This window comes from Echinicola strongylocentroti (assembly GCF_003260975.1).
GTDB classification, from domain to species: Bacteria; Bacteroidota; Bacteroidia; order Cytophagales; family Cyclobacteriaceae; genus Echinicola; species Echinicola strongylocentroti.
This window is the reverse complement of the sequence record NZ_CP030041.1, coordinates 4,011,791-4,031,947: the sequence shown is the minus strand read 5'-3', so window position 1 is coordinate 4,031,947 and position 20,157 is coordinate 4,011,791. Positions and strand designations below refer to the sequence as shown.

General features: G+C 45.5%; 20 protein-coding genes and 1 tRNA gene. 11 read left to right on the top strand and 10 right to left on the bottom strand.

The window, feature by feature from the left end:
• Positions 1–150: 150 nt before the first annotated feature.
• From thrC to DN752_RS25200, 4 genes are all read right to left on the bottom strand, one after another.
• Entirely contained in the window at positions 151–1,443 is a 1,293-nt protein-coding gene (gene thrC / locus DN752_RS15685; RefSeq protein ID WP_112784823.1) for a threonine synthase, read from the bottom strand.
• Position 1,444: 1 nt separating this feature from the next.
• Positions 1,445–2,380, bottom strand: coding sequence for a homoserine kinase (locus DN752_RS15680; RefSeq protein ID WP_112784822.1), 936 nt, complete (start codon positions 2,378–2,380; stop codon positions 1,445–1,447).
• Positions 2,377–4,824, bottom strand: coding sequence for a bifunctional aspartate kinase/homoserine dehydrogenase I (thrA, locus tag DN752_RS15675; RefSeq protein WP_112784821.1), 2,448 nt, complete (start codon positions 4,822–4,824; stop codon positions 2,377–2,379). The genes DN752_RS15680 and thrA overlap by 4 nt, the downstream gene beginning before the upstream one ends.
• 93 nt (positions 4,825–4,917) lie before the next feature.
• Positions 4,918–5,043, bottom strand: coding sequence for a hypothetical protein (locus DN752_RS25200; RefSeq protein WP_262511680.1), 126 nt, complete (start codon positions 5,041–5,043; stop codon positions 4,918–4,920).
• Between the two features lie 400 nt (positions 5,044–5,443).
• Between DN752_RS25200 and DN752_RS15670 the strand changes: the two genes are divergently transcribed.
• Positions 5,444–5,773 (top strand): META domain-containing protein, encoded by a 330-nt coding sequence (locus DN752_RS15670; protein ID WP_245949247.1) that lies wholly within the window; start codon positions 5,444–5,446, stop codon positions 5,771–5,773.
• An 8-nt stretch (positions 5,774–5,781) separates the two neighbouring features.
• Here the strand turns inward: DN752_RS15670 and DN752_RS15665 are convergent, their stop codons facing one another.
• Positions 5,782–6,234, bottom strand: coding sequence for a hypothetical protein (locus DN752_RS15665; protein WP_112784819.1), 453 nt, complete (start codon positions 6,232–6,234; stop codon positions 5,782–5,784).
• 76 nt (positions 6,235–6,310) lie between these two features.
• Between DN752_RS15665 and DN752_RS24520 the strand changes: the two genes are divergently transcribed.
• On the top strand, positions 6,311–6,508 hold the full coding sequence (locus DN752_RS24520; protein ID WP_162633230.1) for a hypothetical protein: 198 nt from the start codon (positions 6,311–6,313) through the stop codon (positions 6,506–6,508).
• 119 nt (positions 6,509–6,627) lie between these two features.
• Here the strand turns inward: DN752_RS24520 and DN752_RS15660 are convergent, their stop codons facing one another.
• Both DN752_RS15660 and DN752_RS15655 read right to left on the bottom strand, forming a co-directional pair.
• The gene (locus DN752_RS15660; protein WP_112784818.1) at positions 6,628–7,323 is read right to left on the bottom strand and encodes a head GIN domain-containing protein; all 696 of its coding nucleotides are present in this window, start codon (positions 7,321–7,323) and stop codon (positions 6,628–6,630) included.
• A gap of 12 nt (positions 7,324–7,335) precedes the next feature.
• Positions 7,336–8,016, bottom strand: coding sequence for an SDR family NAD(P)-dependent oxidoreductase (locus DN752_RS15655; protein WP_112784817.1), 681 nt, complete (start codon positions 8,014–8,016; stop codon positions 7,336–7,338).
• 88 nt (positions 8,017–8,104) lie between these two features.
• On the opposite strand from DN752_RS15655, the gene DN752_RS15650 reads away from it, so the two are divergent.
• The 3 genes from DN752_RS15650 (at position 8,105) to DN752_RS15640 (ending at position 10,210) form a co-directional block, all read left to right on the top strand.
• The gene (locus DN752_RS15650) at positions 8,105–8,983 is read left to right on the top strand and encodes a mechanosensitive ion channel family protein (RefSeq protein ID WP_112784816.1); all 879 of its coding nucleotides are present in this window, start codon (positions 8,105–8,107) and stop codon (positions 8,981–8,983) included.
• The gene (locus tag DN752_RS15645) at positions 8,973–9,311 is read left to right on the top strand and encodes an MGMT family protein (protein ID WP_112784815.1); all 339 of its coding nucleotides are present in this window, start codon (positions 8,973–8,975) and stop codon (positions 9,309–9,311) included. Before DN752_RS15650 ends, DN752_RS15645 begins: the two co-directional genes overlap by 11 nt.
• 467 nt (positions 9,312–9,778) lie before the next feature.
• The gene (locus DN752_RS15640; protein ID WP_317048499.1) at positions 9,779–10,210 is read left to right on the top strand and encodes a helix-turn-helix domain-containing protein; all 432 of its coding nucleotides are present in this window, start codon (positions 9,779–9,781) and stop codon (positions 10,208–10,210) included.
• 55 nt (positions 10,211–10,265) lie between these two features.
• Here DN752_RS15640 and DN752_RS15635 read toward each other — a convergent pair whose 3' ends face one another.
• Positions 10,266–11,723 carry a sodium:solute symporter gene (locus DN752_RS15635; protein ID WP_112784814.1) on the bottom strand — a complete coding sequence of 486 codons (1,458 nt, stop codon included), beginning with the start codon at positions 11,721–11,723 and terminating at the stop codon, positions 10,266–10,268.
• 54 nt (positions 11,724–11,777) lie between these two features.
• Between DN752_RS15635 and DN752_RS15630 the strand changes: the two genes are divergently transcribed.
• Both DN752_RS15630 and recR read left to right on the top strand, forming a co-directional pair.
• Positions 11,778–12,071 carry an ATP-dependent Clp protease adaptor ClpS gene (locus DN752_RS15630; RefSeq protein WP_112784813.1) on the top strand — a complete coding sequence of 98 codons (294 nt, stop codon included), beginning with the start codon at positions 11,778–11,780 and terminating at the stop codon, positions 12,069–12,071.
• Between the two features lie 12 nt (positions 12,072–12,083).
• A complete protein-coding gene (gene recR, locus DN752_RS15625; RefSeq protein ID WP_112784812.1) occupies positions 12,084–12,704 on the top strand; it encodes a recombination mediator RecR in 621 nt (206 codons plus the stop codon).
• Here the strand turns inward: recR and DN752_RS25365 are convergent.
• Both DN752_RS25365 and DN752_RS15615 read right to left on the bottom strand, forming a co-directional pair.
• Entirely contained in the window at positions 12,689–13,081 is a 393-nt protein-coding gene (locus DN752_RS25365) for a GIY-YIG nuclease family protein (RefSeq protein ID WP_394337174.1), read from the bottom strand. The genes recR and DN752_RS25365 overlap by 16 nt on opposite strands.
• A gap of 46 nt (positions 13,082–13,127) precedes the next feature.
• A tRNA-Ala gene (locus tag DN752_RS15615) sits at positions 13,128–13,201 on the bottom strand.
• A 226-nt stretch (positions 13,202–13,427) separates the two neighbouring features.
• Here DN752_RS15615 and DN752_RS15610 point away from each other — a divergent pair.
• The 4 genes from DN752_RS15610 (at position 13,428) to DN752_RS15595 (ending at position 20,068) form a co-directional block, all read left to right on the top strand.
• Entirely contained in the window at positions 13,428–14,009 is a 582-nt protein-coding gene (locus DN752_RS15610; RefSeq protein WP_112784810.1) for an RNA polymerase sigma factor, read from the top strand.
• A 97-nt stretch (positions 14,010–14,106) separates the two neighbouring features.
• The gene (locus tag DN752_RS15605) at positions 14,107–15,033 is read left to right on the top strand and encodes a FecR family protein (RefSeq protein WP_162633229.1); all 927 of its coding nucleotides are present in this window, start codon (positions 14,107–14,109) and stop codon (positions 15,031–15,033) included.
• Between the two features lie 143 nt (positions 15,034–15,176).
• The gene (locus DN752_RS15600; protein WP_245949245.1) at positions 15,177–18,608 is read left to right on the top strand and encodes a SusC/RagA family TonB-linked outer membrane protein; all 3,432 of its coding nucleotides are present in this window, start codon (positions 15,177–15,179) and stop codon (positions 18,606–18,608) included.
• A gap of 20 nt (positions 18,609–18,628) precedes the next feature.
• Positions 18,629–20,068, top strand: a complete 1,440-nt coding sequence (locus DN752_RS15595) for a SusD/RagB family nutrient-binding outer membrane lipoprotein (RefSeq protein ID WP_112784807.1) — start codon at positions 18,629–18,631, stop codon at positions 20,066–20,068.
• Positions 20,069–20,157: the final 89 nt, after the last annotated feature.

Below are 20,157 nucleotides of genomic sequence, written 5' to 3'. Positions count from 1 at the left end.
CACCGCTACGGTTACACCGAAAACTAAAGCAAAGCGGCTGATTTTAAAGCAATTTCAGGTCGCAATAGATTGGCTAATGCATATTCCGGGTTTAACCCCCAAAGTAGCAAAAGAGTAAGGAGGATTAATCATGTGACAGGAGTAGTCACCTCATTTTTTTGACAGCAAGTACGCTTTAAATTCCCCGTAATCATTGCCCATTAGCTCGGTCTTTTTCTTGCCGTTTAGGAAAGCTGCCAACCGATCTGGCAATTCTACTTTCTCTTGATGGACAGCTTCCACGACGTCCCCAAACTTACCCGGGTGGGCTGTCTCCAAAAACACGCCGGTAATATCAGGCTGCTCTTCCATAAATGCCTTCAGGCCCAAATAAGCCACAGCACCATGCGGGTCCATTACATAACCCGTTGCGGCCTTTACCTCAGCCATGGCCTCTCTGGTAGTGGCATCATCAAAAAAGTAGCCCTTCACTCGTTCTTTAAGCGTAGACTCCTCACCATAGAGATCCAGCAAGCGGTAAAAGTTACTCGGGTTGCCCACATCCATGCTGTTACTGATGGTCTGTAAGGATGGTCTTGGCCGGAATGGAACACCTTTAAGAAAGTCCGGAACGATTTTATTGACATTGGTGGCTGCCACGAAATTATCGATCGGCAAGCCCATTCGCTCAGCAAGCATTCCTGCTGCGATGTTTCCAAAATTCCCACTTGGCACCGAAAAAACCACCTTACGATCCCCCTTTGGCAATCTGCTATATGCATAGAAATAATAAAGGCACTGAGGGATCCATCGGGCTATATTAATGGAATTGGCTGATGTCAGCAGCATTTTTTCATTCAGGTCCTTGTCCAGAAAGGCCTGTTTGACCATTTGCTGGCAATCATCAAACACCCCATCTACTTCAAGGGCAGTGATATTCTCTCCCAAGGTGGTAAACTGTTTCTCCTGAAGTGTACTTACTTTGCCCGAAGGGTACAAAATAATCACCTCTACATTCGGCACTTTGTAAAAGCCATTGGCCACGGCACTTCCGGTGTCACCTGAAGTCGCTACCAAAACCCTCACCTTCTCATCACTTACCAAAAGGCTCATCAATTTGGAACAAAAACGCGCCCCAAAATCCTTAAATGCCAAGGTAGGCCCATGAAACAGCTCCAATGTATACACGCCATCTTCTACCTCTACCAAAGGAGCATCAAATGCCAAAGTGTGGTCGACCAGCTCCTTGATATCTTCACTGCTAAGGTCTTCACCATACAAGGCTCCTATCACCTCATACCCGATCTCCTGAAAGGTAAGCTCCGGCAACTGATCGATAAAATCAGCTGACAACCGTGGAATCCGCTCTGGCATATATAACCCTTGATCAGGCGCCAGGCCTTTGATGACGGCTTCTTTCAGGGAAACCTTATGGCTTTTATTATTTGTACTGTAGAATTTCATATTATGCTTTATTGATGACGTAGGTTCCCTTGGTGTTTACAGCTGAAACATACAGGTCTACTTCCAGTCCTATCTTATCAAAAACTTCTTGGCAAATCTCACTGGCCTTTTCGGCAATTTCCCTGCTAGGGGCAAGGATAAATGTCGTAGGGCCGGAACCTGAAATCCCTGCACCCAAGGCTCCTATTTCCTTTATGGCCGCTTTGATCTCATCAAAACAAGGGATCAAAACAGACCTGGAAGGCTCAGCGATCACATCTTGTAGTGACCTGCTGATCAAGCCCATATCTTCTTGATAAAGTCCAGCAACCAATCCAGCGATATTCCCCGATTGGATAATAGCGTCCTTAAGCGGCACCTGCTGTCGCAGGACACTCCTGGAATCTGCCGTATTCAACTCCAAATGTGGATGCACCAAAGTGCAATAAAGACCTTTTGGGACATGGAGCTTGGTCACATCCAAGGGATGATAACTCCTGATCAGCACAAATCCCCCCAGCAGCGAAGGAGCCACATTGTCGGCATGCTCGGCACCGCAGGCTACGCCTTCTGCCTTCATGGCAAAGGGCAGCAAAGCCTTTTTTTCCAGTGGATTACCAAGTAATTGATTGGCAGCCTCCAATGCGGCGACAGAACTGGCGGCGCTGGATCCCATGCCGCTACCAAGCGGCAGGCCTTTGTACAGCTCCACTTCCAGTCCGCCTTTATAATCTATGGCCGCCAAAAAAGCCTTTAAGGCCACCCCGCAAGTATTTTTGTCTACATCAAACGGCAACCTTCCGGCATCACCTTCTATCCTAACGACACGCACTCCAGGCTCATCTGCCAAGGAAACGGTGACCTTGTCCCCCATTTCCTCTACAGCAAAGCCCAAAATATCAAACCCACAAGAGACATTCGCCACAGTGGCGGGGGCAAAAGCAGTTACTTTTTTCATCTTGAATAATTTCCTAGCCTGATAATATCGGCAAACACCCCAGCCGCCGTCACGTCTGCACCTGCCCCAGGACCTCTTACGATCATAGGGAAGTCGTTATAACGCTCGGTGGTAAACAAGATCATATTATCACTGCCCTTAAGGGTATAGAATGGATGCTCGCTATCCAGGGAATTTAACCCTACCTTCGCTTTTCCATTCTCTAAGGTCGCCATAAAACGGAGCTTCTCTCCTTTTGCTTTTGCTTCGTCCAAGAGCTGCTGGAAATGACCGTCATGCTTTTGCAACTTTTCGAAAAACTCCGGAACGGAAGCCGCATCTTCGCAATCCTTCGGCACCATACTCTGGATCTCCACATCATCGAAGTGCAAGTCCTGACCGGCTTCACGGCCAAGGATCAGGATTTTGCGCGCCACATCCATACCGCTCAGGTCATCTCTGGGATCTGGCTCGGTATAGCCTTTTTCTTTGGCCTGGGCCACTACTTCACTGAATGGCATGCCATTTTCCAGTTCGCTGAAAATATAGTTCATCGACCCGCTGAGGACTGCCTCGATGCGGTGCACATGGTCTCCGCTCAGCATCAAGTCCTGCAGGGTGTTGATTACTGGCAAACCAGCGGCCACGTTGGTCTCATAGAAAAACCTTACGCCACGTTGGCCAGCCAATTTCTTGAGTTGCTTATAGGTATCCAATGGACCCGAATTGGCTTTCTTATTGGGTGTCACGATGCCTACTTTGGAATCGAGGATTTGCTCGTAAATATCCGCCACATCCTGACTGGCCGTGCAATCCACAAATACGGAATTGGAGAAGTTCATCTCCGTCATGGTGCCAATAAACTTATCCATGTCCATCGGCTCGTCATTTTCGTCCGGTGCCCCTACCGTGGCAAGGTCAAAACCATCCTCGTGAAACTTCATATAGCGGGAATTGGCCATTCCGTGAACCTGGATGTCCAGCATATTATCCTCTTGGAGGTTTTTAAGCTGGTTGTTGATCATCTTGGTCAGGGCTTTGCCGATGAGGCCCACTCCTACCAAGAATACGTGAAGCACTTTATAATCAGACAAGAAAAACGCCTCGTGCAGTGCATTCAGTGCTTTTTGCAAGTCTGCTTGGGTGATTACTGCCGAGATATTCAGCTCAGAACTCCCTTGGGCAATTGCCACCACATTGACGTTATTCCTACCCAAAGCTTGGAACATCCGTCCACTGGCCCCTGGGTTATGCTGCATGTTTTCGCCTACGACGGCGATGACTGCCATTTCAGGAACTACCTCGATCTCAGACATCTCACCGCTTTGGATTTCGTACCTGAACTCCTCTTCGATCACGGATTTGGCTCGACTGGCATCCTTGGAAGCGATCGCCACACAAATACTGTGCTCCGAAGAAGCTTGGCTGATCAAGATGATATTGATGCCATTGCTGGCCAAGGTACCAAAGAAACGTTGGCTGACTCCAACGACCTCTACCAAACCCGGCCCTTGGACGTTCAGTATCGAGATATTGTCCATTGAAGAAATCCCCTTGATGATTTTTCCTTCCCCTGACTCCTTGCTGATTCGCGTGCCTTCTTCCTCAGGCTTGAAAGTATTCTTAATGTATATCGGAATATCCTCCTTCATGGCTGGCTGCATGGTGGCCGGAAAGACCACTTTTGCCCCAAAATGGGAAAGCTCCATGGCTTCGTTATAGCTAAGCTGAGGAATCGTAAAAGCAGTATACACTAGCCGAGGGTCTGCTGTCATCACACCAGAAACATCTGTCCATATCTCTACCTGCTCCGCTCCCAGCGCTGCCGCAAAAATAGAGGCTGTATAGTCCGATCCACTTCTGCCGACAGTGGTGGTTTCGCCCTTGTCCGTGGACCCAATAAAACCGGTGATTACCTTGATCCCATCGTGTTTTTCAAAATAATCCTGGATCAGTTTATTGGAGGTTTTAAAATTCACCTTGGCATGCCCAAACCGGTCATCGGTCTTGACAAGGTCGCGGGCATCTAGGTAGTTGGCCGTGATCCCTTTGGCCTGAAGACCGTTGGCCAAGATAAAATTGGACAATCGCTCTCCAAAGCTGAGCACATAATCCAGCGTTCGGTTAGAACATTCTTTGATCAGGTATATTCCATGGAACAGGTCTCCCAGCTCATTGAACCGTACTTTGACAAAGGTCAGGGCTGTGGACTGCTGCTGCACAGGCACCAGTTGTCTAGCGATTTCCAAGTGTTTTTTCTCCAGCTCCTGAAGAATAGTATGGTAGCTTTCCTCACTTTGCTGTGCGATATTGGCACACTGGAGCAATTGTTCAGTGACTCCACCAAAGGCAGAAAACACCAGCGCAAACTCTTCCTTTCCCGATTTCTCCTCAATTATGGAAAATACCTTTTGGATGTTTTCATAATTTGCGATGGATGATCCTCCGAATTTTATGATTTTCATGAAAATGAATATTTTTATATGGCTTGTTAACGGATTTTAATGTTCACTGAAAGTGAACCAGAATTAGCGGCAATATAATAGATACACACGGGATTACCCCGTAATGGTCGTGGTAAAAGTAGTGGTAGTAATGATGGTAAAAAAAGTGGCGCAGTCCACTGGCTCAGTAGTTAGAGAGCGTTCGATGGCGATATGGTTTTTGACTGGGCTAAACATCATTTGCTTATTGATGGGACAATCTTAATCACAAATTTCTATTATGCCAAATTTTTCGTTAACAAATCCTCAATATAAAGTTTCATTTATTAAAACTTTAACAAAACAACACTACCGTCACCACAGAGCTTCACCCAATCTTCCCACTCTCCAACAGTACTTTCTTGGGTACAAAAACCAGTTTCGAAGACACCGTTTATTTAAATTTTACAATTATTCTAGAAATTAATACCAAATAACCGAAAGAAAGTCCTCTTATTTTTTTAACTTTTCGACAGAATAATAAATCGTCAACTCTTTTAATTATTTTTCTATGAAACAGTTAAAATTATCCACCCTGCTGCTTTTCCTATTCTTAGGGTTTAGTTCTTGCAGCTCCGTTTCTAACCTTAACCCACTACAAATGCTAACAGGAAACAATTGGGTTCTTTCTTCTTTGATGGGAGGAGGCTTGGACATGTTCAGCGGCGGACTGCCCTCTTTGGGATTTACCGATGATGGTAAACTCAGCGGTTCCACAGGTTGCAACTCATTTAGCGGTGGCTACGAACTCAACGGCACCGACATTAATTTAAACCCAGGAGCCATGACCAAAAAAGCCTGTCCTGGAAATGGTGAAAACCAGTTTATAGACGCACTTAAAAATGTCTCCAACTTCAAAGTGGGCAAAGACAAACTCACTTTACTGGACGGAGCATCTGAATTGATGACCTTGGTTCCTCAAAGCAAATAAGCTGGACATCAAACAACTTGGACCAATTGCTGGGTAAGGCCATTAAAGGTCAATGACTCCCCAGGAGTTTTATCCATCATCAACCGGGCAAGTGGTGCTTGGGGAGAAATCACAAACACCACTTGTCCATTTACCTCGATTTTTCCAAACCCTATCGCAATAAGCATCACTGTACGATCAGTGAACACCAAGCTCCCTGATTTTACTTTTGCGTGCTTTTCCCTAGGGTCGATACTTTTCAACTGATCCATCTGGACACGATACTCGCCATACATAAGTTCTGCCTTATCAATCTCCTGACGGACCATTTCCCTGCCGGTTTCATACTTGTCACCAGCACTGCTTTTAGTATCCTCAGCTGCGGACTGCTTGAGTAGCGCAATGCTTTCTACGATCTCTTTTTGCTTGCCTAGCAGCAATGCATGTAGTTCTTTATATACTTCTTCTTTGGTAAGTGACATTTTTTGCTATTTGGTATCGACCAAGTTGTGAGTACAAAATTGATTTCTCAGGCTATTTGGCAAAACCCTTCACTTCATGGTCATTTTTTTGTTTCTTTGGGGCATGAGCATCAAAAACGGTTTTATCGCCGCTATTGCGGTTTTCTTACTTTTCATTCTCTTCAAGGGCAGTATTCAAAGTGATCAAGCCCAAATCATCTTCGCCGTAGCTTTTGTAGTGCTCGAAATTGCCATCATTACCGCAGTGGCCCTTAATAGAAGGAGAAAAGGTTAGCAAAGCTGCCAAATATGCTCCTGCTATTTCTATTTCGATCATGAAACCTCAAAAGAAAACCCCGCCAAAACGAGCAGGGTCTTCAAAGTGATCTTCCGTGTTTTCATGTGGTTATTCCACTATTCTCTTCTTGCTATATCGCCACCGGTATTGGTTTTCACATCTACTAGCCCTGGATCTCCGATATACAGTACTTTACCAGCTGTGCCTGCAGAACCCTTGATCGATTCACTTACACTGATTATGGATTTTGCAGCGGTATTGGTCTTTACCTCGGCATTTTTTACCTGAAGTTTTTCACCGCTGATGTCTGCCTTGGTATAAGCTTCCAAGTTCAGGTTCTCTGCGGTGCCCTCTACAAAGATCTTGGCATTGGTGGTTCCTTCCAAGCTTAGCTCAGAGACGTTTACCTTGGTCTCCAGATAGCTGCTGGTTTCTGCTCTCAGCGCCACCGACTTACTATCCAAAACTTCTTTCACAAAGACCCTGGCACTGGTACTGGACTGCACCTTATCAAGGTCTCCTGCATAGGTAATGGTCACTTTTACGCTGGTGGACCCAAAATTTCCTTTGCCCATTTTCACTTCCAATTGTCGGTCTTCCACTTCGGTCACTACATTGGAAACTTCCGTTCCTGAAGCCAATATCTCCACCTGATACTTATCGCCACGCACAAGCTCAGCCTCGATGGAGTTGGAGACTTCCACTCCATTGAAAATGGAAAGACTTCTTACTTCTTCATTGGTCTGGGCGGAGACCGTACTTACAACCAGCAGCAGACATGCTGCCAGTACACATTTCAAGGTATTCTTCATTATTTATTTAGGTTATACACCCCCATACATTTTAAATGTCGTCTGCCTCAAAGATGGATTTGTCGCCGCATAATGCATTGCCTCTGCGATTTCGTCCGGGCGAACCCACTTGGAGAAATCTTGGTCCGGCATGGCCTCCCTATTTGGAGGTGTGTCGATAATGCTTGGTACAAATACATGCGACCTGATTTCGGTACCTTCTGTTTCTGCGGCCACCAACTCGGACAAATTGACCACCAAACTCTTACTCAAAGTGTATGCCACAGTAGCTTTTCCTTCACCAGGGTTTAGTGCCGGTTTTGCTCCTACAAAAAGAAACGTTCCTTTCCCTGACTTCTTCAGCACTGGCAAAAAAGCCTTTGCGAGGTTATAGGCACTAAAAAAATTGAGCTGCAACATTTTTTCCACATCTGCCTTGGACGTCTTGGAGAAATCTCCCATTGAGAAGCCTCCTACCAGCATCGCTACGGCTTCCAACTCCGAGCCGTACTGAACGGTATATTCTTTTGCAAACTCCGCCACTTTCTCCTCATCTGTCACATCCAGCTCATAGATATCATTGGCTTCCTCCATCTCTTCGCCCTTTCCTGGTGCCACAGTAGCAATTACCCTAAATCCTTCTCGCTTAAACTTATCCACTACAGCACTCCCCAAATTCCCTGCTGCTCCTGTTATAATGATATTCCTATTCATAATAGTTATATGGTTATGTTAGTAATTTTGACTAGTATTGATAAAAATACAGCATCGCTAAAATTAAGACTTTATTTCTGAAAACCACATGACTACCGACAAATCCGAGATCAAGGAGCGCGAAAATCGCAAAAGAATCCTTTTTCTCTTCAAAGTGATCACGTTCATCCTCCTGCTTTGGTTTGCCGACGAGCTGTCGAAGAAATTACTACCGTACATTTCTTTTGTAGGCAATATCCTTAAAGCAGCCATCTTTTTGCTCAGCAGCCATATCATCATCTCACTGGGCAGGCTGATCACCGTTCGATTTTACCTTCGAAAAAAAGGTCAAGATCCATTCAAAAGCAATTTTGTGCTGGGGATAAACCATATTGCGGGTATCCTCAATGTCGTCGTCTTGGTGATTTCCCTGATGTTTCTGTTGGGTATCGAACCTAAAGAATTCTTTACCAGCATCACCATCGTAGCTGCTGCCATCGCCTTGCTTTCCAAAGATTATATCACCAATATGATCAATGGACTGATCATCATGTTTTCGGATCAGCTTACACTGGGAGACACGGTGAAGATCGGTGACCAACTAGGGAAAATCCAAGATGTCACACTACTCAATATGATCTTGGTAAACGAAGAAGCAGACACCGTCATGATCCCCAATGCCACTATCCTCACTTCCCAAGTGATCAACTACTCCAGGCAACACCACAAAAAACTGACGTTTGAATTTGAAATGAGCCTGAAACCGACATTGGAAATCACAGCACTCGAGGAGCGGCTGAAGGAGGTAGCATTTTCCTTTGACAAAGCCGTTGTTAAGAACACCTTCACGCTGAAGACCACGGACATCAAGCACCAAACCGTGCAGCTAAAATGCCAGTTGCTCATGGCGGTGGCCAATAAAGCGACCGAAAAAGAAATAAGAAGATCAATCAACCAAACCATCATCGAAATAGCCCGTGAAAACTGATAAAGAAAACTTCTTTGGCTTGGTATACCAAGTGGTGCGCCTCATCCCGAAAGGCCGGGTAACCTCCTACGGGGCAATTGCCAACTACCTTGGAGCAAAAAGTGGCGCCAGAACGGTCGGATATGCCATGAATGCCGCCCACACTATGCATGATGTCCCCGCCCACCGAGTGGTCAATAGCAAAGGTCTTCTTACCGGAAAGTTTCACTTTTCACCACCTGACAAAATGCAAGCCTCCCTAGAGTCAGAGGGTATATTGATCAAAAATGACCAAGTAGTAGATTTCCAAAAGGTCTTTTGGGACCCTAATATGGAACTGGCTTTATGAACAAGCCTACCGAGCTTCCTTCATCACCCGTTCTTCTGCACCTTCATTGCGGATCACCACTAAGACACTGAGCGTACATATTACTTTTAATTGCTAAAAGTCCCCATAGCTAATGCTCACTATGAGCATTTACCAACACCTGCTTCCTCTTTCAGGTAAAAAAACACCTATTATCACATGTATATTTTACGTTAAAAAAGGTGTTTTAGACCATTTTTAAATATTTTAAACCTGTTGCGTACATGTGCGTAGGGCTTTTTTTGCCCTTAAGGCATTGATTTATTTACATTTATATCACACTAAACTTAATATACCAGAAAGTCTTTTCAGGTGCTTGCTCAAAAAACCTGAAAAAGCTCTCATCAAGTGAGAATAGATTTTCTATCATAAAACAAGGAATGGTCCTAACTATTCAATGAAGCCAAACGGGCTCACCAATAAACAAACAACGAAAACTATGTGGCAAAATGAAAAAAGAACAACCCTCAACTTTTAGCACGCAAAACGTGGATTTCAAACCCACCATTAATATGGAAAAAGAATTGAAACAACATATCGCAGAAAACCTAAGAAAATACCGTGTACTCAGAGGATTCACTCAAGAGTACATCGCAGACTACCTAGGTAAAAAAGACTACACCGCCTACTCTAGGTATGAGCAGGGAAGGTCAAACCTCAAAATGGATGATGCCATCAAGCTCTCCGAGCTTTATGATGTCCCCATCCAGGAATTAGTCAACGGGACCCCTCGAATAAAACCCAAACATTATAACGGCACTTCACAAAACGGAAAAGCTTTTTCTGTATCAGTGGCGTTAGATGGTTCCATAGAAACATTGGAACAACAGCTTTCACGGCTCAAAAGATTGAATATCTTGATTGAGCATGGAGAGATTTAAGTCAGAAGTGCTGCATCAGATTTATAAAAAGTAACCAAACGGTGTTTTTTTTCAATCATGATGCAGCCTTTATTTTATCACTAAACATCAAAAGCCCCACAAACATCAGTACTCCATTTAGGATCAGAATCTCAAAACCAAATTCATAGCCAAACAGCCATTTTTTAGAATTCAAACTCACAACATAAGCTAGAAGTGGAGCCATAGCGGCAATCCACGGCACTATTCTATCCCTCACCACCCGCTTGGTAAACAAGCCAAAACTGTACAAGCCTAATAAAGGCCCGTAGGTATAACCGGCAATTACGAAAACAGTATTGATCACACTTTGGTCATTGATCCACCTGAACAGAAGAATCACCAAAAACATTACTCCAGTAAATAGCAAATGGACCTTCTTGCGTATTGCTTGCTGTTTTTCTATCGGGTAATTCCGCTCTATATCCAAGAAGTCATAACAAAAGGAGGTCGTCAAGGCCGTCAACGTGGAATCTGCACTGGAATAAGCCGCAGCAATAATCCCCAACACAAATACCGTCCCGGCAAACACACTGAAATGCTCGGTGGCCAGCATGGGATATAGATCATCCGTTCTCAGAGGAAGAGTGATATTGTTTACTTCGCAATATTGGTACAGCAAGACCCCTAGGACCAAAAAACACAGGTTCACAAACACCAAAATGATGGTAAACCAATACATGTTTTTCTGCGCATCTCCAATATTCCTACAGGTCAGGTTTTTCTGCATCATGTCCTGATCCAGCCCTGTCATCACTATTGTTATAAACGCACCACTGGCAAACTGCTTGAAGAAATTGGTCCCCGCCTTCCAGTCCCAATTAAAAATTGCGGAACGTGAATCATCAAACACACGGCCAAGAAGATCTCCGGCACCACTGACACCCAAATCCTGGCTCACCAGATAAATACTCGTCCCTACTGCAGACAGCATGAACAACGTCTGCAGCGTATCGGTCCATACCACTGTCTTGATCCCTCCGCGATGGGTATACAGCCAAATCAGAGAAACCGTGATAAGCACCGACACCCAAAATGGCACGCCCCAATCGTCAAACAGAATCAACTGCAACACTCCCGCCACCAAAAACACCCGAATGGAAGAACCCAACGTCCTGGAAAGAATAAAGAAAAAAGCTCCCGTCTTATACGACCAAAATCCAAAACGATCCTCCAAATAGGCATATATCGACACTAAATTCATTCGGTAATACAGAGGCAGCAATACCTTGGCAATCGTCAAATAACCTACCGTATAACCTAATACCACTTGGAAGTAATAAAAATTGGTATTCCCCACTTCTCCAGGAACAGAAATAAACGTCACCCCAGACAGCGATGCCCCGATCATCCCAAAGGCTACCAAAAACCACGGCGACGACCTATCCCCCGTAAAAAATGTCTCCTGCGAAACTTTTCTGGAAGTAAAATAAGAAATCATGAACAACAACAGAAAATAGGATGTTATGACAAGGAGTATTAAATTTGAATCCATAGTATACTATATCATAAAGGCTGCTAATTTGTCTATAATTATTAACTTTGCAAAATGAGCATGCAACCATTGGAACATACTGTAGAAGAAGAAGTAGAAATCCTGCTGGAAGACTTGGTGGATACCGAAGAGCATGACTTGGTGGTATATAACGATGACATCAACACCTTTGAACATGTCACCAAAGTACTGATCAAAGTTTGTAAACATTCCCAAGAGCAAGCCGAGCAATGCACCATGATCATCCACTACAAAGGCAAATGTGCTGTAAAAAAAGGCAGCATGAAGCTATTGAAGCCCATGTGCCAATCCATCTTGGATGCTGGCATTCAAGCTGCCATCGTTTAATCCCCAGTCACGGTGAATTTTCCCTCCAAACTTATCGAAGACGCCGTCAATGAAATCAGCCGACTACCGGGCATAGGAAAAAAAACGGCCCTTAGGCTAGCATTGCATCTACTGAAACAACCTGAAACCCACACGGACAATCTCACCGAAGCCATCATCAAGCTCCGGAAGGAAACGTCCTATTGCAGTATTTGCCACAATATCTCCGATCAGGAAATATGCAGCATCTGCCTCGGATCACGCAGGGACAAAGGACTTATCTGTGTCGTCGAAGATATTCCGGACGTATTGGCCATCGAAAACACCTCCCAATACAATGGACTCTATCACGTCTTAGGCGGCGTAATCTCTCCCATTCAGGGAATCGGCCCAGAAGAACTTAAGATAGCGTCCCTAATCGAACGCATCGACCAGCCGCATTCTGGTGATCCGGTCACTGAAATCATTCTTGCACTCCCATCTACCATGGAAGGGGACACAACTGCTTTTTACATCACTCGAAAACTGAAAGAAAAAGGCATCAAAGTCAGCACCATTGCCCGCGGCATCCCCATCGGCGGAGAACTGGAATTTACCGACGAAGTCACTCTCGGCAGAAGCATCCTCACCCGGATAAACTATTCTGTGGATTGACAGGAACTACCTGTGGGCTCTCCCCCTTTGCTGAACATACCAAAAAATAAAATCCTGAACGCTTGAGACGGGGATTCCCAATTCTCATAAGATGAACCCCTCCGTTTAGAAACGTTGCTTGATCCATTATTATCTACCCTGATAAACAAAAACCTACAAAGCGAAAAAATAAAAATAGAGCAAAATTTTCGCTCCATTCCAGTTGTATGGAGAATATCGACTTTTTCCACATAGTTGACCTCCCACTCCGGAGTCCCTCCTTTTGTGGATGGTGTCAATCCACTATTATGATGCCTTAAGCGCTCACCTACTTCTCTACAACTTCCTATATAGGATTTGGCAGTTTTTCGAGAATACAAAACATAAACAAAATACATGCACGGCACACAACAAAAAAAAGCTTGCATCCCTGCAAGCTTTTAGTGGAGAATATCGGATTCGAACCGATGACCTCTACACTGCCAGTGTAGCGCTCTAGCCAACTGAGCTAATCCCCCTTAATGAGGGCACAAATATAGGATAGCGTTTTTATCGAAACAAGACTTTCCTGATTTTTGACGGTATTTTTTTCGCTCCTATTAGCCACAGCAACGCAGGCAATTTGCTGGCGATTGCTTATACCAACAGATAAGCAAGGTTCACATTAGGATAACCTAAACTTAAAACCATATCTAAACTTTAATTTTTAACATTCCCTTACTTTGCCTTTTTGCAGGCAAAAACATGAACCAACCCATTAACAGCATTTCTGATTCCGAACTCTTGATGCAGATGAAGCAAGGTAACGATGCTGCCTTCCAAGTCCTCTTTGACCGGTACTGGAAGCGGCTGTACGCCTATGCCTATAGTGTGTATAAGGATGAAGGAGTCTGTGAAGACTGTGTGCAGGAAATTTTTATCAGCCTCTGGCAAAACAATAAAGAGACGACCATCCTTCACTTGGAGAGCTACCTTTTTAAGGCCATCAAATACAAGCTCTCTGGGCACATCAAGAAACTAAAGTTTGATTTTGTGCACGAGGAAGAACTAAAATCGCTCTGCAATGCCGAAAGTGGAAGATCGGAACTGGAATACCTCGAACTCGAAAAGGCACTCACTTCCCAAATCCATAAGCTATCAGGAAAATGCCATGAGGTATTTGTCCTCAGCCGACTAAAAAACAAATCCAACGGTGAAATCGCCCAGGAGCTGAACATTTCCAAACGAACAGTAGAAAGCCACATCAGTAATGCCCTCAAACTATTGCGTGCAAACCTCCGTGAGACCAGCTATTTCACACTTTTCATTATCCTAAGATTATGGTAATGTAACCTTTAAGCCTCATGAATTAAGAAAACTTTAAGTTCACTTTTTTGACTACGTGTGCTCCCTATTTCCCACACTATCCGTAAAAGAGCACATTTTGAAAAGAGAAGAATTCTTGAAGCTGGCAGAAAAGCACCAGCAAGGTACCGCTACAGAAAGCGAAGTAAAATTAATAGAAAAATTCTACGATAACATGCAGCCGCACACCTCTGCGGATGAGGTTGAAGACTTGGTATCAGATGAAAAAGGAAAGCAGCTTTTCCAAGCCATTCTAGGTAAACTACCTACGGTGAAAAAGACCAGACCTATTTGGCCCATTGCAAAAGCCGCCGCTGCCATCACACTAATCTTCGTCATGGGAATCACCATCAAGCACCTTACCGACAACAGAAGCACCACTGTCTCCACTGCGATGGGTGAGCAAATCGAAATCCCTCTTGATGACGGCAGCACCGTCACCCTTAGCGAAAACAGTAGCCTGACTTACCCCAACCAATTTGGGGATAAACGGGATGTTTCGTTGACAGGACGAGCTTTTTTCGACATCCAACGCGATATAGAGCGGCCTTTTACAGTCCACACCAAAAGCACAGTCGTAAAAGTGCTGGGCACCTCCTTTGACGTGGACGCCAATAAGACCGAAGCCACCACAGTGAGTGTGATCAGCGGAAAGGTTCAGGTAAATCCAAAAGGTAATCCAAATGCAAAAGTGCTCCTGACCAAAAACCAACAGGTCACCAGTTCTTCCCATTTATCGTCAATTTCCACATTTGAAGGCCAACAACCTATCGCTTGGACAAAACTGATTGTGTTTAACAATACCAATCTGGGTGAAGCAGCCAAGCTCCTCGAAAATCGCTTTGGATTGGACATCATATTTAAATCGGACGCATTGAAGGAAGAGCGCATCACCGGAAAATTCAAGGATGAAACGCCAGCGAATATTTTGAAAAGCATCTCCCTGCTCAAGGGATTCTCATTTGAATATCAAAACACCAATACCATTACTATAAGCGAAAAATAAACCGATACACCTTAATGCTAGCTAACAAGGATATCACTTAAATAAACTCAACCAAGTTAATTTCAGTTAAAATGAAAACACCATTACGATTTTTAGCTGCACTGAGCCGAAAAACAGGGCTTTTTTTACTCTGTTTATTCCTCATGGCAGTTCAAACAAATTCCTACGCAGAAGGGAGCAAGCTCTCTAAGGTCCGATTATCACTGTCCCTGGAGGACGCAAAGATCACTCAGGTACTGACCGAAATAGAGCGAAAAACAGCCTTCTATTTCGTGTTTGATGAAAAAGTAAGCCAAGATGCTGAATTGTTCTCGTTCCAGTTTACCAATGAGACGCTGCCGGAGGTCCTTGATGAAATTGGGCAAGAAGCAGGGCTTTCATTCGAAGCCACTAACAAAACCATCACTGTCTTACCCATCGAAGCCCCTCGCCAAGCACTGGCGGGAAAGGTCACTGACACATCAGGAGAGGCACTTCCTGGCGTCACCCTTCTAATCAAAGGGACTTCCAAAGGCGGGGTAACCGATGCTAATGGGGAATTCACCATGCAAATAGAATCCTTCCCAGTGACATTGATCGTTTCATATTTGGGATATAAAACCCAGCAGGTTCCTGTACAGAAAGCAGGTGACCTGACCATTATCCTTGAGGAAGACGTCAATGCCCTGGATGAGGTGGTCGTAACGGCCTTGGGCATGAAAAGGGAAGAAAAGAAACTCGGTTATGCCCAGCAAACCATTGACTCCAGACAGCTGACCGATGCCCGCCCCAACAACTGGTCAGAAGCCCTCCGCGGCAAAGTCCCCGGACTTCAGATCAATGGACTGGGTGGTCCTGTAGGCTCCCAACAGATCATCCTGAGAGGAAACAGTTCCTTAGACCCTGGCAATAACGGTGCGCTGATCGTCATTGACGGCGTACCTATCCAAAACGAACATCCCGGATCTGGGCCTTCCAACGGCTACATGGGGGGAAGTGCCAGCAATGACACCCCGGTAGATTATGGCAACGCCATCTCTGACCTTAACCCTGATGACATTGAGAGTGTTTCGGTACTAAAAGGCCCAGCGGCTTCGGCGCTCTACGGCTACCAAGCGGCCAATGGCGCCGTCATCATCACCACCAAATCCGGCAAAGGCCAAAAGGGACTAGGTGTCACGGTCAGCAGCAACACCAAATTTGACAACATCCAGCGATGGCCAGATTGGCAATATGAATATGGACAAGGCAGTGGCAAAGGCGGATACCTAAAACCTGCTACTGATGAAAACGGCAATCCCGTCCCTTATAATGACCGCCTCTACTATAGCTATGGAGCCTCTGAAGACGGCAATAGCACCGCAGGAAGCAGTAGTGCCTTTGGTCCTAAATTTGACGGCCAATATTATTATCAATACGATCCCACTATGGAAGGCCAGTCTCCCGAAAGACAGCTGTGGAGACCTTATGAAAACAACCGCAAGGACTTCTGGCAAACGGGTGTCACACAGACCACAAATGTATCCATCCAAGGGGGAGACGAAAAAGGCTCCATGCGAGGCTCGGTAACCCATTCCAAAAATGACTGGATCATGCCCAACACCGGTTTTGAGCAATTGTCCCTTTCGGTAAACGGAAACTACCAAGTATCCGACCGCATCAAGCTCAGCTCGGTGGTGGACTATAGAAACCGCACCAGCGACAACCTCCCCGGCCAAGGGTACAACAACCACTCCATTGCCTATTTTATGATTTTCCAAAACCCCAATGTGGACCTCGCCTGGTACGAGCCTATCTGGAAAGAAGGCCAAGAGCAGGTGGATATGATCAGACCCTACAGTAGCTACATCGACAACCCATATGCCATGGTGTACGAGATCCAAAATAGCCTCGACCAATATGCCATTACGGGGAATTTTAAGATGGACATCGAATTGCACCCCAAGGTCAATTTAATGCTCCGTGGCGCCCTGAACATGTATGACAAAAACATGGACCAAGAAAGACCCTATGATATCAACCGCTATGCCCGTGGATATTACCGCAAAACCAATGTGTTCAAGCAAGAGGTAAACACCGATTTTTTACTGAGCTATTCCGACACATTTGATGATTGGGAAGTCACTGCCAACTTCGGTGGAAACAGGATGGACTATCGCTACCTACGCCAAGACTCTTGGGCCGAAGGCCTCGAGATTCCGGGGGAATATAACTTGGTGAATGGTTCTCAATTATTTACCAGCAAATTTGACGGATACAACAAAGTCAACAGTCTTTACGGCATGGTGACCTTGGGCTGGCAGGACAAAGTATTCCTGGACCTTACCGGACGTAACGACTGGAACAGCATCCTTCCCAAGCACAACCAATCCTATTTCTTCCCATCGGCAAGTTCAGGGATTATCCTAAGTGAGATTTTCAGTATGCCAAGTAGTATTACTTTCGCAAAAGTAAGGGCTTCCTTAGCCCAAGTGGGGGGAGCTGGCAAATATGGCAACCGCTACAGCACGGATAAATATTACCGACGCTCTGACTTCCCTGGCTCAGCCTTGGCACCTACTTCTCTTTACAATACGGATTTCAAACCAGAGATCACGACGAGTAAAGAACTGGGAATCGACTTCAGGATGTTCCAAAGCAGACTAAAACTGGATGTGGCGGTCTACCAAAACAACAGTAAAAACCAAATCTTCAATGCACCACTTCCTTATTCCTCAGGATACCGTAGCGTCACGATCAATGCCGGGGAAGTACGTAACCGCGGGATCGAAGTCATGCTTAACGGCACACCTGTAGAGAACAAAAACTTCAAATGGAACACGACCCTGACCTGGGCCAAAAACAAAGGTACCGTCATGTCACTGCATGAAAATGCAGAAGGTGGCCGCTTCGAAATGCTGAGTTCTTCTGGAGCAAAACTAGTCGCCGTAGAAGGAGGATCTCCTGCCGCCCTTTATGGCCGTGGTTACAAAAGAAGTCCGGAAGGTGAAATCATCTTTGATGAAAACGGCTCACCAGAAATGACCGATGACATCATCTACATCGGGGACACCCAACCCAAATGGGTGGCGGGATTCATCAATTCCTTCCAGTACAAAAACTTCCGCATCAACGCAGTGATTGACGCCAAATACGGCGGCACCATTTACTCCCACACCCACCATAAGCTGACCCAACAGGGCAAACTGGACCACACGCTCGTGGGCAGGGAAGAAGGAGAACTCGTCGGCAAAGGTGTCGTGGACAATGGTGATGGTACTTATTCCGAAAACACCACTCCGATCTCCATTGCCAATTACTACAACCTGATGTATCCACTGGCCAATACAGAAGCCAATTCCTTCGACGCATCATTTATAAAGCTGAGGGAAGTGACCCTCTCCTATGATTTCTCAGAAAAATTCTTGTCCAAAACGCCATTGAACGAAATGCGGCTTTCGGTATACGGCAGAAACCTCGCTGTCCTTTCAGACTTCCCGATCTACGATCCTGAAGTGGCCGGTTTTGCAGGAGGCACCAACATGCACCCGGGCGTGGAAGTAGGACAGATGCCCGTCCCTAACGAATATGGAGTGAATGTCGTCATCGGATTTTAATCAACGCTAAAACAACAGTCATGAAAAAATACATATATGCTTTATTTGTCTCTTCATTTTGTGTGTGGGCCAGTTCCTGCTCCAAAGACTTTGAAGAGACCAATACCGACCCCAACAACCTAAGTAAAATCACGGCAGGAAGCACACTGAACCCTGTCCTCTACAGCTTGGCCAGTCAGAATGCGAGACAAATGCGCAGTGTCACCGCTCCGCTAATGCAGATGTTCCTGCAAACGGATGATTTTAACAATTCGCCTTTCTTCTATGACTTTGACCAGAACATCGGCGCTTCCACTTGGAATAATTACTATACCAACCTCAGCAATATTGCTGAAATGGAAGAAGCTGCTATCCGGGATGGACTCCCCAATTATGAAGCCATTGCCCTGACCTTGAAAGCTTACGCCTATTCTGTCCTGACAGACTGTTTTGGTGATGTGCCTATGGCCAATGCCCTACAAGCGGAAGAAGATGTATGGTATCCGGAGTTTTCTCCCCAAGCAGACATCTATTCCCAGCTGCTGGCGGACCTAGAGCGAGCTAACAGTATCTATGATGAAGAACAGGGCATGCCGTATGTAAGCGACATCCTGTACGGAAATGACGTGCAGAAGTGGAAAAAATTCACCAACTCCCTCCACCTGAGGCTACTCCTCCGCGTCTCCAACCGATCTGAAACGGGAGCTTTTGACAAAATCACCGAAATGATCAATAATCCCGATACGTACCCTGTCTTTGCATCAAGTGAAGACGGTGCCGTCCTGTATTTGGATGGTGTGGCACCGACCCTTTCCCCTTGGGACAGGCCTCAAGACTTTGGCGTATTCCGGTATTACACGGAATTCTTCATCGATAACCTGAACAACTTTCAAGATCCCAGAATCGGCGTTTTTGCAGGCACTGCCAAAGGGCTGGAAGGGGAAGATTATGGCTATATCGGCCAGCCTACGGACTTTGTCGAAAACCCTTTGCCTGACAGCATCGCTACCGCCTCTGGGGTACAAAGAAGCTTGGCCGAAGCACCGCTGATCATACCTATCATGAGTTATGCGGAAGTAGAATTCATAAAGGCCGAAATGGCCCAAAGAGGCTACACCACTGATGCCCAAGAACACTATGAAAATGGCGTAAGAGCGGCCATCGAGATGTGGAGCCAGGAAGTTCCTGAGGGGTACTTTGACAACCCGTTTGTTACATTTGACGGAAGTCTGGACCGTATTTTACTCCAAAAATACTACGACCTGTTCTTTACGGATTACCAAGCTTGGTTCGAGCAACGGCGAACAGGACTTCCTGAACTCCCTACATCGGCCTCCATGCTAAATGACGGCGAAATGCCCTCCCGGTTTTATTACCCAATTGACGAAGCCAACAGTAATTTCCAAAATTACCAAGAGGCCGTCAACCGGATGGGTGGAGACGAAATCAATGTAAAAGTCTGGTGGGACAACGAAAATTAACTCCAAAATCACAAAGGGTGGTTGCCAAAACAAATCAGGCAATCACCCTTTTTTTTAACTAACGTTTGATTTACCTAACCTAAACAATA

Excerpts from the sequence above, each read along its gene's own strand:
- thrC (WP_112784823.1), bottom strand. The coding sequence starts at position 1,443 with ATGAAATTCTACAGTACAAATAATAAAAGCCATAAGGTTTCCCTGAAA.
- DN752_RS15680 (WP_112784822.1), bottom strand. The coding sequence starts at position 2,380 with ATGAAAAAAGTAACTGCTTTTGCCCCCGCCACTGTGGCGAATGTCTCT.
- thrA (WP_112784821.1), bottom strand. The coding sequence starts at position 4,824 with ATGAAAATCATAAAATTCGGAGGATCATCCATCGCAAATTATGAAAAC.
- DN752_RS25200 (WP_262511680.1), bottom strand. The coding sequence starts at position 5,043 with ATGATGTTTAGCCCAGTCAAAAACCATATCGCCATCGAACGCTCTCTA.
- DN752_RS15670 (WP_245949247.1), top strand. The coding sequence starts at position 5,444 with ATGCTAACAGGAAACAATTGGGTTCTTTCTTCTTTGATGGGAGGAGGC.
- DN752_RS15665 (WP_112784819.1), bottom strand. The coding sequence starts at position 6,234 with ATGTCACTTACCAAAGAAGAAGTATATAAAGAACTACATGCATTGCTG.
- DN752_RS24520 (WP_162633230.1), top strand. The coding sequence starts at position 6,311 with ATGGTCATTTTTTTGTTTCTTTGGGGCATGAGCATCAAAAACGGTTTT.
- DN752_RS15660 (WP_112784818.1), bottom strand. The coding sequence starts at position 7,323 with ATGAAGAATACCTTGAAATGTGTACTGGCAGCATGTCTGCTGCTGGTT.
- DN752_RS15655 (WP_112784817.1), bottom strand. The coding sequence starts at position 8,016 with ATGAATAGGAATATCATTATAACAGGAGCAGCAGGGAATTTGGGGAGT.
- DN752_RS15650 (WP_112784816.1), top strand. The coding sequence starts at position 8,105 with ATGACTACCGACAAATCCGAGATCAAGGAGCGCGAAAATCGCAAAAGA.
- DN752_RS15640 (WP_317048499.1), top strand. The coding sequence starts at position 9,779 with ATGAAAAAAGAACAACCCTCAACTTTTAGCACGCAAAACGTGGATTTC.
- DN752_RS15635 (WP_112784814.1), bottom strand. The coding sequence starts at position 11,723 with ATGGATTCAAATTTAATACTCCTTGTCATAACATCCTATTTTCTGTTG.
- DN752_RS15630 (WP_112784813.1), top strand. The coding sequence starts at position 11,778 with ATGAGCATGCAACCATTGGAACATACTGTAGAAGAAGAAGTAGAAATC.
- DN752_RS25365 (WP_394337174.1), bottom strand. The coding sequence starts at position 13,081 with ATGTATTTTGTTTATGTTTTGTATTCTCGAAAAACTGCCAAATCCTAT.
- DN752_RS15610 (WP_112784810.1), top strand. The coding sequence starts at position 13,428 with ATGAACCAACCCATTAACAGCATTTCTGATTCCGAACTCTTGATGCAG.
- DN752_RS15600 (WP_245949245.1), top strand. The coding sequence starts at position 15,177 with ATGGCAGTTCAAACAAATTCCTACGCAGAAGGGAGCAAGCTCTCTAAG.
- DN752_RS15595 (WP_112784807.1), top strand. The coding sequence starts at position 18,629 with ATGAAAAAATACATATATGCTTTATTTGTCTCTTCATTTTGTGTGTGG.